The sequence below is a fragment of the Acetobacter musti genome, from assembly GCF_011516835.1.
In the GTDB taxonomy this organism is placed as follows: Bacteria; Pseudomonadota; Alphaproteobacteria; order Acetobacterales; family Acetobacteraceae; genus Acetobacter; species Acetobacter musti.
This window is the reverse complement of the sequence record NZ_WOTB01000018.1, coordinates 88,198-99,744: the sequence shown is the minus strand read 5'-3', so window position 1 is coordinate 99,744 and position 11,547 is coordinate 88,198. Positions and strand designations below refer to the sequence as shown.

Annotated in this window: 10 protein-coding genes and 1 tRNA gene; 2 read left to right on the top strand and 9 right to left on the bottom strand. The window is 59.8% G+C overall.

What is annotated here, in order from left to right; genetic code table 11:
* Positions 1-84 precede the first annotated feature (84 nt).
* Positions 85-153: transfer RNA gene (locus GOB93_RS13570), tRNA-OTHER, on the top strand.
* Positions 154-855: 702 nt separating this feature from the next.
* Here the strand turns inward: GOB93_RS13570 and GOB93_RS13565 are convergent.
* Positions 856-1,074, bottom strand: a complete 219-nt coding sequence (locus GOB93_RS13565; RefSeq protein ID WP_173584041.1) for a lipoprotein — start codon at positions 1,072-1,074, stop codon at positions 856-858.
* Positions 1,075-1,219: 145 nt separating this feature from the next.
* Here GOB93_RS13565 and GOB93_RS13560 point away from each other — a divergent pair, with 145 nt between their 5' ends.
* Positions 1,220-1,654 carry a hypothetical protein gene (locus tag GOB93_RS13560; protein ID WP_173584040.1) on the top strand — a complete coding sequence of 145 codons (435 nt, stop codon included), beginning with the start codon at positions 1,220-1,222 and terminating at the stop codon, positions 1,652-1,654.
* A gap of 218 nt (positions 1,655-1,872) precedes the next feature.
* Here the strand turns inward: GOB93_RS13560 and GOB93_RS13555 are convergent, their stop codons facing one another.
* The 8 genes from GOB93_RS13555 to fliF are packed head-to-tail and all read right to left on the bottom strand — an operon-like array spanning position 1,873 to position 11,225.
* Positions 1,873-2,781 carry an AAA family ATPase gene (locus tag GOB93_RS13555; RefSeq protein ID WP_173584039.1) on the bottom strand — a complete coding sequence of 303 codons (909 nt, stop codon included), beginning with the start codon at positions 2,779-2,781 and terminating at the stop codon, positions 1,873-1,875.
* An 11-nt stretch (positions 2,782-2,792) separates the two neighbouring features.
* Positions 2,793-3,965 (bottom strand): flagellar biosynthesis protein FlhF, encoded by a 1,173-nt coding sequence (locus GOB93_RS13550; RefSeq protein ID WP_173584038.1) that lies wholly within the window; start codon positions 3,963-3,965, stop codon positions 2,793-2,795.
* Between the two features lie 41 nt (positions 3,966-4,006).
* A complete protein-coding gene (gene flhA, locus GOB93_RS13545) occupies positions 4,007-6,160 on the bottom strand; it encodes a flagellar biosynthesis protein FlhA (protein ID WP_173584037.1) in 2,154 nt (717 codons plus the stop codon).
* Positions 6,157-7,500 carry a sigma-54-dependent transcriptional regulator gene (locus GOB93_RS13540; RefSeq protein WP_173584036.1) on the bottom strand — a complete coding sequence of 448 codons (1,344 nt, stop codon included), beginning with the start codon at positions 7,498-7,500 and terminating at the stop codon, positions 6,157-6,159. Before GOB93_RS13540 ends, flhA begins: the two co-directional genes overlap by 4 nt.
* Positions 7,501-7,512: 12 nt before the next feature.
* Positions 7,513-7,836, bottom strand: coding sequence for a flagellar motor switch protein FliN (gene fliN, locus GOB93_RS13535; RefSeq protein WP_173584035.1), 324 nt, complete (start codon positions 7,834-7,836; stop codon positions 7,513-7,515).
* A 13-nt stretch (positions 7,837-7,849) separates the two neighbouring features.
* Positions 7,850-8,554, bottom strand: a complete 705-nt coding sequence (locus GOB93_RS13530; RefSeq protein ID WP_173584034.1) for a hypothetical protein — start codon at positions 8,552-8,554, stop codon at positions 7,850-7,852.
* On the bottom strand, positions 8,551-9,558 hold the full coding sequence (gene fliG / locus GOB93_RS13525) for a flagellar motor switch protein FliG (RefSeq protein WP_173584033.1): 1,008 nt from the start codon (positions 9,556-9,558) through the stop codon (positions 8,551-8,553). The genes GOB93_RS13530 and fliG overlap by 4 nt, the downstream gene beginning before the upstream one ends.
* A gap of 2 nt (positions 9,559-9,560) precedes the next feature.
* The gene (gene fliF, locus GOB93_RS13520) at positions 9,561-11,225 is read right to left on the bottom strand and encodes a flagellar basal-body MS-ring/collar protein FliF (protein ID WP_173584032.1); all 1,665 of its coding nucleotides are present in this window, start codon (positions 11,223-11,225) and stop codon (positions 9,561-9,563) included.
* Positions 11,226-11,547 lie beyond the last annotated feature (322 nt).

Here is an 11,547-nt window from a genome sequence, read left to right as displayed (position 1 = left end):
AATCAGCATTTCACCGCATGACACAGCACGACACCGAGAGACACAATAACACACTGATAACATGACATTTGTTTGAAAAGGCCATTGATATAAAAAGGTTTAATTCGCCCTTTCACGGCGGTAACACGGGTTCGACTCCCGTACGGGACGCCATTGGCAAAACAGCCAGAAGCGTCAGAATTATCAGATACGTTCAGTCATTTAAGCGGCTGAATCCTGTTGCCGAAAAGCCTGTTTTGCGGACTGCATAAGCTCCGTTACTTCTCGCGCCAGACGTTCCTGATCCACTGGGCAGACATTCGTCCAGTCGATGCCGCCGAGACCCGATGGATCATGCAGCCTGACTCTGGCAGCGCAAAGCATAAGAAAAAACACAGAGCGCCGCCTGGTCCCTGGGCGGCGGAAACTTCTGAAGCAGGAAATTTCAGGCACCGACCGGTCGCGCGCGCCTTCGCACTTTTCTTTCAGTGTCCTGATGCCGGATCGTTCTCAATCCTCTATTTTCGACGGCAAATGCAGCCGGACATATCGCCTGAAGGCACACGGCCGGATCGATTTACCAGCGTGGCGGCGGCGGTGGCGGTCCGTAATGTCCGCGCCCGTGGTGATGATGGTGCCCATATCCGCCATAACATCCGGACAGAGCAAGAAGAATAGCAGCGAGAATTGCCGTTTGCCTGGATCTGGTCATAACGTCCTCCTGAAACGATGAGAACGCCGGATCGTGGCTGAAGTTGGGCGTCATTCGGGCGAAGAAAATCCCGCCTGAGGGGCGACCGGAGCCCTCTGACCGGCCCGTCCCTGAGCCGGAACGCTCCTCCTGAGCCACCGCCGTGAAAGGGCGGTGTTTCGCCATCAGCGGCGCGTGCGCTGCCCCGGCGGATGCTCATACAGATAATGCCGTCGCGACTCAGCCATGAGGCACCGCCCGCGCGCGGCCCGGTCCGAAATCTCGTTGCATCTGTGGAGTTTCGTCTGATCGCGATGCGCTTCCTGCCGTGGTGTCAGCGGAGTGTGGCCGGAGCACGCAGCCAGCAGGACCGCCGCCGAAGCCAGTATCAGAAATCGTTTCATTCCTTCCCCAGTCTAATCCCGGCCCCGTCAGGCTTCTCCCGCATAATCCTCAGTGAGGCATTGGACAGACCGTCTTCTCACCCGGGACATGATCGAAATTGCACCGGATCGAGCCATCCACAGGCAGGTTATTCGGATCTGGCTTATGACAGCAGGCCGCGAGAATGGCGAGAAGCGCCAGGACGATAATGCTCTGTTTCTTCATGACCGCTGGTCCTTCCTCAGCCGTATTCCGGTGTCCCGCCAGTTCTCGGTGAGAAACCCGACATCGGCCGGTTCCACCGCAGACACGCTCCGACCGCTGGCAAGTTTGCCCGACGGGTCGGCTCCCTGCAAACAACCGATTGTCTGGTTTCGGTCAGGCGGGCGTTTCCGGGGCGTATCCGAACAGGAAAGCCTTGCTGAAGCACTGGCAGGACTGATCCTGAAAACCTTCGTCAACACGGGCTATCCTGAAGAACTGTCCGGAACGGCCTGTCCGGCGGCCGTGGCGGATTACGACACGCAGATCGTATGTGACCGTCTGAGCGCGGCAACCGGACAGCCCGCTTATTCGCCACGGAGTGAAGCGGTCGGCTGAGAGACTGCTTCAGAGAGATGTTCGTGAAACCATCTCTGAATTATGAAAATATTTCGGGGTGGTTTTTTGTGGAGCGTGAGGGAATGCTGCTTTTCCAAAAAAGCGATGTCTTCTGAAGCTTTTTGGAAAAAGCTTCACCAAAAACTTTTTATAACTTGAAGCAGATTTCACGGGCAGGTTTTTGAAACAGTCTCCTGCCGCGATTCGCGCCGAAGCTGTCAGCCGACGCTCATCACTGGCCTGCGGATCACGGACACATCGCCGGCAACATGCCGCGCGATCCGCATAATGTCCCCGGCCGCAACCGATCCCGAATGATCGCCGAGGAAAGGACGCTGCAGACGGATCGTTTCCGAAACACGCCGGTCCCGCCGGATGACACCGGCAAGACGAGGGGTCTGATGAAGAAAACGCTCACAGGCTTCAGCCAGAACCCCGTAGACCGCCTGTCCTGAACGAATGCCCGCCGCCTGATTGACGACAATCTCGGCATTGGTCTCCCGAAGTCCGTCAAGCTGCCTGTCTCTCATTGAAAGTTTAAGCACCGCATAGGCATCCGTCAGGGCCGTCGGCTCCTCCGTCGTGACGAGAAGCAGCGTGTCAGCCGCGGCGGCAATCGCCCGCGCGCTCCAGTCGATGCCGGCGCACAGATCAATCAGAATCATATCGTAGCCGGACAGCGTCCGGAGCTGTTCCAGCAGTTCGTGAATCCGGTCATGCCCCAGCAGGCTGAGCGTCGAAGCTCCCGAATGGCCCGGAAGAATATCGAGCTGACAGGAGCCTCCCGCATCGGCCAGGAAACAGGGCGTGATGGCCTCGGTGATGGAAATCTGGCGTTTGAGAATATGCGTGATATCGAATTTGTGGCGCAGCCCGAGCTGAATATCCACGTTCCCGAGACCGAAATCACCATCGACAACCAGAATCCGGCTCTCCCGATTCTCACGAAGAAGCGCATGGGCAAGCGTCAGGGAAAACCACGTTTTGCCAACACCGCCTTTCCCCGACGCGATGGCGACGATCCGTGGCGTCGGCGGGAGATCCCTGACCGTGCTTTCCGGCAGAAAAGCGGTTCGTAACGCCTTGCTGTAAGGACGTGCCGGAGACGCAAAGGCAGCCTGTGACATTGCGCAGCTCCTCACATTGCGGCCAGCGCGGACGGACGGACAGTCTGCTGCGCCAGCGATGCTGCTGAATGATGTGAAATACCGGAATGAGCAACCTGCGACCGTGCGGAAGAGGCCGCCCGTGCAGTGTCGGACACCCGGCGCGGCGCGGAGGCCGGATTATCCTGTTCCGTCGCCGGGGACATCATCACCGGCGGGTCTCCCTGAGCCGCGAGACGGGAGGCAAGAAGCCGTGGCGTAAGCCACGTCAGACCGCCCGCCGTCGCATCGCTGATGCCGGCTTCCGTCAGCATCAGCCCGCACGCCGCCGCCGTGACCACATTGCCGACGCGGCGCGCCTGATCCAGTCTGGTCGCGATCATCATCCGCGTCCGGGCTTTACAGAAAATCTCCGCGATATCCGCCGACTCTTCCGTATCATACCCCGCCGGCAGCGTCAGACAGAGCTGAGCCCGCGTTGACGATGTGAGTTCCGTCAGAATGGCATGCGTATCCCCGGCGTACGGATCGGTCCCGGCGGTGTCGATAAGAACGGGCTGTCCGTTCCGCCGCTGGTTCAGCGCCCTCTTCAGCGTCGCGGTATCATGCGCCGCCAGCAGCGGAATCCCGAGACGCCGCGTATGCACCGCAAGCTGATCGATGCCGCCGCCGCGCTCGCGATCGGTTGTGATCACAAGAGGCGTATTCCCTGCCAGCACCAGGCGGGTCGCCAGTTTCGCGACCGACAGGGTTTTCCCCGAACCCGGTGGCCCCACCAGCGCAAGCGGCGATTTTCCCGGCGCAAACGAAAAACAGCCAAACCGGACCAGTTTCGAGAGCGCCGTGGCAAGTGGCGCCGTTACGAGATCATCGACCAGAACATCCGGAATCCGGTGCCAGAGCAGTCTGTCCCTGAGCGTGTCCGGTGAAACGGTCTCACTGTCGCCGCTCATCGGGTGCTGCGGGGCTACGCCGCCATCTGCATCCGCCGCGGCCGGAGTACCGCCCGGAACCCCGGAAAACATCCCGGCACTGAGCGGTCCGGTCGCCATATCATCGTCATCGGCCATATCAATGGCGGCAATCACCTCGACACCGCTTCCGGTAACGCGCTCGGACAGGATCAGCGCGGACTCACCAAGCGTCGCCCTGACCTGCCTGACAGCATCCTTCATGTTGACGCCGGAGAATGTTCTCAGTTTCATGCTGTATTCCGTAGTGAAGCGACGACTTTGGAACGAATTACTTACTGAATTGTTGCCAGCGTGCGGATACGCGCGCGCGGAGCGATCTCCGCCTGGGCCAGCACGGGCGTCGCCGGCCGCAGACGTTCCATAATGGCCCGCACGGCCGGACGGATGCTGCCGCTGACCACAACGACAGGCGCCTCGCCCAGTGAGGCCGCCTGATCGAGAGTCGATTTGAGCCGTCCGATAAAATCATTCAGCCGGGAAGGGGCCATGGCAAGCTGGCGATCCTCGGGAGGACCAACCATGCTCTCAAGAAACGCGCTCTCCCAGGCTGGCCCGAGGCTGACGATCGGAATATAACCGCCCGGTCCCGTAAAGGCGGCGCTGATCTGCCGGCACAGTCGTGTGCGGACATGCGCGACAATCTGTGGGATCGCCCGGAGCCCCAGACCACACGCCTCCTGGATCGCTTCGAGAATTGTCGAGAGATCGCGGACTGAAACACGCTCCGCAAGGAGAGCCTGCAGCACACGCTGCACCGCTCCCAGCGAGATCTGTGACGGGATCAGATCGGTCACCAGCCTCTGCTGATCGCGTGGCAGATCGTCAAGAAGCTTCTGTGTCTCGGTATATGTCAGAAGATCCGAGAGATTTTCCCGAACGAGCTCACTGAGATGCGTCACGATCACACTGGCTGGATCAACGACAGTGTAGTTCTGAAATGTCGCTTTTTCCCGAAGGCTGATATCCACCCACATGGCCTGAAGACCGAAGGCGGGTTCTTTTGTCGCCTCTCCGGGAAGGTCCGGCAGGCCGCCCGCCGGGTTCATGACCAGAAGACGGTTCGGGCGAACATCGCCGGAACCGACTTCGATTTCCTTGATCCGGACGGAATAGTGATCCGTCGCCAGCTGCAGATTATCCTGAATGCGAACCGGCGGCAGAATGAATCCCATCTCGGACGCGACCGTCCGCCGGAGAATCTTGATCTGTTCCGTCAGCTGAGGCGTCTCGCCGCTGGCCAGCGACAGAAGACCGAAGCCAAGCTCAAGCCGGATCATGTCGATCCGGAGGGAGTCCGTGATCGGAGGCTCCTTGCTGGCGGGCACGATCGCGGTGCTCGTCGCTTCCTCGTCATCGTCGGAAAGAGGATGTTTATGGCGCATCCAGGAACCGGCCGCGGCCAGACCGCCAAGAGCCAGAAACGGAATCGCCGGAAGCCCCGGCATCATGGCGAGGACGCCCGCGATGCCGGCGGCGAGCGCGAGCGGCTTCGGGCCGCCGCCGAGCTGGCGGACCAGCGTGGCGTCCGCGGCGCCTTCCGTGCCGCCCTTGGTCACAACGATACCGGCCGCCGTCGAAACGAGAAGAGCCGGAATCTGCGAAACCAGGCCGTCACCGATCGTCAGAGTGGTAAAGGCGGACGCGGCTTCCGAAAGGGGCATGCCGTGACGGATCAGCCCGATCGTCAGACCGCCGATAATATTGATCGCGGTGATCATCAGACTGGCGATGGCGTCACCACGAACGAATTTCGCCGCGCCGTCCATCGCTCCGTAAAAACCGCTCTCCTCCTCCAGTTCACGCCGTTTTTTCTGCGCGATCCGGTCGGAAATCGAACCGGACGCGAGCTCGGCGTCAATCGCCATCTGCTTCCCCGGCATCGCATCCAGCGAGAAACGGGCAGCGACTTCCGCAATTCGTCCCGATCCCTTGGTGATGACCATAAAGTTCACGACAAGCAGGATCGAGAACAGAATGCCGCCGATGACAACGTCACCGCCCATGAGAAAGCCGCCAAAGGCCGCGACGACATGGCCCGCGGCATACACGCCTTCATTGCCGTGCCCGAGAATCAGGCGCGTTGTCGCGACTTCCAGAGAAAGCCGCAGAAGTGTCGTCAGCAGAAGCAGCGTCGGAAAAGAGGTGAAATCCAGAGGGCGTTTCAGAAACAGCGCGACCATCAGGATCAGGACGGAAGACGTGATCGAGAGCGCCAGTCCGACATCGAGAATCATCGTCGGAAGCGGCAGGATCAGAATGGACAGAAGGGCCGCCACACCCAGGGCGAGACCCACATCCGTTCCGGGCAGCAGACGCCGCCACCCGCCGTTTCTCAGACTGCGAATATCAAACGAGCGGATATTTCTGATGATATCGCCCGTCAGTTTGCGGGACTCTCTGACGACCGGACTGTTTGTGTCGCTCATTGCGGCGCCGTCATCCCCTGTGAGGGCGGCGGAATGGCCGCTCCCTGCTGCGCATAATCACGCAGCTTGTTGCGTAACGCCCGAATGGAAATTCCGAGCAGAGACGCCGCATGGGTGCGGTTTCCGTCGGTGTGCGAGAGCGTATCCAGGATCAGCGCCTGTTCGACTTCATCCATCCGGTGACCGACCCAGGGCGACATCGTCTCCGGAGAAGACACGGATTTTCCGGACGCCGCTGGTACCGGCATCTCCGGGAATTCAAACGCATCGGCATCGATCACAGTGCCGGGCGCCATCAGCACGGCGCGATGCATCGTGTTTTCCAGCTCACGCACATTGCCCCGCCAGATGGCGTTCTCCAGTCGGGTCATTGCCTCCGCCGTCACCGGCCGGTCCGGGAGACCGTTCATCTCGCTGTAGTAACGTGCGAAATGCCGGGCCAGAAAGGCAATATCGAGCGGACGGCTGCGCAGAGGCGGCAGCGCGATCGACACGACGTTCAGCCGGAAATAGAGATCTTCCCTGAACCGGCCAGCCGCGACCTCCGCAGGAAGATCGCGGTTCGACGTGGCAATCAGTCTTACATCGACGGAAACAGGTGCGTTTCCGCCAAGCCGGTCGATTTCACGCTCCTGAATGGCGCGAAGAAGCTTGGCCTGCAGGCGAACATCCATCTCGCTGATTTCGTCCAGTAACAGCGTGCCGCCATTCGCTGCCTCAAAACGCCCGATCCGCCGCGCCGTCGCGCCGCTGAACGCCCCTTTCTCATGTCCAAACAGCTCGGATTCAACAAGCGTTTCCGGCAACGCCGCACAGTTCAGAGCCACGAACGGTCCTCTGGATCGTCTGGAATTCTGATGAATATGACGGGCCATCACCTCTTTTCCGGTCCCGGACTCACCGGTAATCAGAACTGAGGCATCGGAGGCGGCAATTCTGTCGGCCTTCGCGAGAACACCGCGCATCACAGGATCACAGGAGAGAACTGTCTGGGTCTCATCCGTCGCATTCTGAATGAACGCCGCAATGAGATCCGGATCGGGCGGGAGAGGGATGTAATCCTCGGCTCCGTTCGCAATCGCCAGTGCCGCCAGTTCCGGATCTTCCGGACCGCAGGCCAGAACCGGCGTCGAAATCCGTTCGCGGCGAAGTCCCTCGACAAGCCGTGCAATGGCGGACTCGATGCCGCAGATAATGAGCTTGTGATCGCCCTGTCCGCAGATACGGCTTATTGCCTGATCGACAGATTCCGCATGATCGACGAGAGCCCCGCGCGCAAGCACGATACTGGCCGCCTTGCCCAGTTCACCGGATAACGGACCGACAATAAGAACGCGCATCCGATGCCGGCCTCAGATATTTTTATCGGATTTGATGATCTCGGTCATCGTCACGCCGAGACGATTGTCATCAACCATGACAACCTCGCCACGCGCGATCAGCCGGTTATTGACATAAATATCGATTGCCTCGCCGACTTTCCGGTCAAGCTCGACAACAGCGCCTCTCCCGAGCTTCAGAAGCTGGCTGACCTGCATTGTTGAACGACCGAGAACAGCGCTTACAGTTACCGGAATATCGTAAACAGCCTCAAGACCATGCGCCGCTACAGTGTCCTGGTCGGAGGGGGTTGCTTCGAACTGGTTCAGATCGTCGAGTGCGGACTGAGAAGGCATCTGGATTGTCCTGTTACTGAGGTGAGGAGATGGCGGGAGCATTAAGAGTCGACAGAAGGGCGCTGACGGTGTCATCGAGCCGGCGAACGATTTTTCCGTCAGGCCAGGTCATCGAAAAATCACTCGGCCCGAGTGACGCATCGGTCTCGGCTGTAAGCCACGCGCTCTGAAAAAAGCGCCCGAGAACAGGGTCGGTCTTCGCGAGAGCGGCGGTGGCGGGGCTGATCCGGAGACGGACCTGGAAGTCCTCCGTAAACATTGGCAGAATATCACGCAGCAATGCGCCGGCCTGCAGCGTTTCGATCTTTTCCGCCCATTGTGGAAACGCGGAGATGACCGCATCCGCAAGAGCCTTTCCAAGAGCATCGGCATAGGAATCCAGCCGGGACGCCAGATCCGTCTGAACAGATGTCAGAAGCGTCTCAATGGTTCCGATGCGGGTGCTGTTTTCCGTTTCAATGGCCTGGTCATATTCATTCTTTAAGGTCTCCCGTGTCTCCCGGGCCGTGCGTTCAGTCGCCTTCTGCACTGCATCGTCCACAGCGGCATGGAGTTCTTCCTCCGTATAAACCGGGGCCGGGGGCGGAGCGGGGTCATGGTCGTCCAGACCGGTGTCATCCGCACCCTCCGGAGACTGTTCCTCCGGCAGGGCATCGAAATCCTCGGCAAACAGAATGCCGGCTGTATTCGAATACGGAATGACGATGTCACTGGTCACGGGATCAGCTCGTTACTGTCTGCTGACGGGCTGATATCGATTTCGCCCTGATTGGCGAGTTCCTTAATGGTGGCGACGATTTCGGACTGGGCCGCATCGACATCCTTCAGGCGCACGGGACCAAGGGAAGCAATTTCGTCCTCCAGGATCTTTCCCGCGCGCCCTGTCATGGACGAAAGGAAAAGACTGCGAACATCTTCGGACGCGCCCTTGAGCGCAAGAGGGAGCTTCTCGCGATTGATGTCGCGCATGATCCGCATGATGACTTCTTTTGAAAGACGCCTGATGTCGTCAAAGGTGAACATGAGCGCCTTGACCCGTTCCGCGTCTTCGAGATTGCGGCGTTCAAGCGCATTCATGAACTGCCCTTCAATGCGCCGGTCGAAATTGTTGAACACTTCGGCCAGAAGCTCATGACTGTCGCGTTTCGACGACCGCGCGAGGCTGGCGATGAATTCGGAACGCAGGGTCGTCTCGAGACTGTCTATGACGTCGCGCTGAACATTCTCCATGTGAAGCATGCGCATCATCACATCGACGGCAAAATCTTCCGGCAGAAGCCCGAGGACACGCGCCGTATGGGCCGGCTGCAGGCGACTGAGAATGACCGCGACCGTCTGCGGATATTCGTTGCGCAGATAGCTGGCCAGAACATTCTCCGGCACGTTCCCGAGCTTGTCCCACATCGTCCGTCCGGCTGGACCGCGGATTTCCTCCATGATCTGGTTGACGCGATCGCCGGGCAGCGCCTTCCTGAGCATCCGTTCGGTCGTCTCGAACGTCCCCACAAGCATGTCGCCCGAAGAAAACGACTTGGAGAATTCGTTGCAGACCGTCTCGACAGTTTCCGCCGGGATGGTTCCGATCGTCGCCATCGCCGCCGAAATCTCCCTGATTTCGGATTCATGCATGGTTGAAAAAAGCTGCGTGCTGCTGTCTTCACCAAGCGCGAGTAGAAGAATGGCCGCCTTCTGTGCGCCTGTTACCCCTGCTTTCCCCAGCATGTTCAGCCCTCGTACTGTGGCGACAGCCACGACCTGATGATATTGAGACTCTCTTCCGGATTGGACGACGCCAGCTCACGGACACGCCGTATGGCGGATGCCTTGAGGCGTCCGTCGATCCCGGACAGATTCATGAACTCGGGCTGAGCGCTCTCCGGACCTTCCAGAGCGAGCTGAGCCGGGCTGCCAAAGCCGGCCGCCTCGTCATCCAGCTCCCGCAACGCTGTAACAGGGCGCTGTGTCTCGCCGGAGAGAGCCGGGACAGCTTCTTCGGAAGACTCCGTGACCTCGGCGCCGTCCTTTTTCAGGAGCGGCTTCGCAAAGAACGCCAGAGCGAGGAAAATCAGGAGCCCGGGCGCCAGGCTGCGGCCCATGTGGAAGATGTCGTTCTTATCGACCGGCAGCCCCATCCAGCCCGTATGCGCGGGAGTTTCCGCATCCGCTTCAGTGGCGAAACGCATCGACACGACATTGACGGTATCGCCGCGTTTTTCGTCATAGCCGATCGCGGTCTTTGCCAGTGTCGTGATCCGGTCCAGTTCCGTTTTATCCAGAGGAGTCCAGACCGGTTTTCCGTCGGGACCGGGATGCGTGGTCCCGTCAACCATGACGGCCAGGCTGACGCGGGAGATGCGCGGCTGGTCCTGGATGACGGTCCTGACGCGCTTTCCGATCTCGTAATTGTTCGTCTCTTCACGCCGGTCGTCCTGGCTTCCGCCTCTCTGCTGGCCGGCGTTGGCGTTCGGAAGATTATTCGCAACCGAGACGTTCTGCTGTCCCTCGGTGTTGACGCTCTTGTCGGAAGTCGTCTGCTGTGATCGCAGAACCTGCTGATCGGGATCGTAACTTTCCTGCGTTTCATGAACCTGATCGAGATTCATCGTCACAGCGGCTTCCGCCCGGACATGACCCGCTCCAAGCGTCGGAATGAGCATTGCTTCCACCGCCTGCGAGAGCCGCGTCTCCGTCGCCTGCCGCTGCTCATCAATGCCGTGCGCCAGCCCGAGAGGCCCGGCATGATCGCCAGGGCGCGCCAGAACGTTTCCGTGGTTGTCGATAATGGCGATGTTCTCGGGCTTCAGTCCCGGAACTGCGGCCGACACCAGGTTAAGAACGGCCTGCACGTTTTCAGAGTCGATCTTTCCTCCCGCCGTGGTGAGCAGAACACTGGCCTGCGCCGCCTGCGTTTCGGTGGAAAACATCTCGCGGCGCGGCATGACCAGATGAACCCGTGCGCCACGAACGCCCCGGATCAGTCTGATGGACCGTTCAAGCTCTCCCTCAAGCGCGCGCATTTCATCGATATTCTGCTCAAACTGCGTGGTCGTCAGCGTACTGGCGTGATCGAAGATTTCGTAGCCGACCGAACCCCCGGACGGGAGTCCGTCCCGCGCGAGCATGAGGCGCGCCGATGCGATCTGGTCACGCGGAACCGAAATGGAATCGCCTTGCGGCGAAACGACATGGTCGATATGCGCCTTCTCCAGATCATCGGCCATCTGGGACGCCTCATGGAGATCCAGATCCCTGTAGAGCAGCGACATCGGCTGCCTGGACCCGTGCAGGGTGAGCGCCGTAAGCATACCGAGAAGACCCACGCCCACCGCGCCAAGTGCGATGAGACGGGGCAGGCCCAGAGATTTCAGGCCGGATAATGTTGCTTTCAAAGGGAACCGTCCGCCGGAAGACTCAAGCGGAGAGACTTTGTGAAATATCGGGCGGGAAAAAGAATGCTGGCGGCCACGTCGTTCCGTTTCAGTCTGACTGCGTCTGATCCCGTGAAAGTGAGGTCGCCCGATTACTTGCCGGTTAACGGTCGGCATTTTTTGCCGGGTTATGTGTGTTTCCCGCGCCCGGCCGAGGTTTTTAATCCGTCAGGAGAACGAATCCATCCGCGGAATCGGAGGAGGCGCACAGCAGGAACAATCCGGCATGCCTGCAAAAGAAGCCGGAATCGTCCGGACCTCCCGCAACAACCGCGGAAAACCG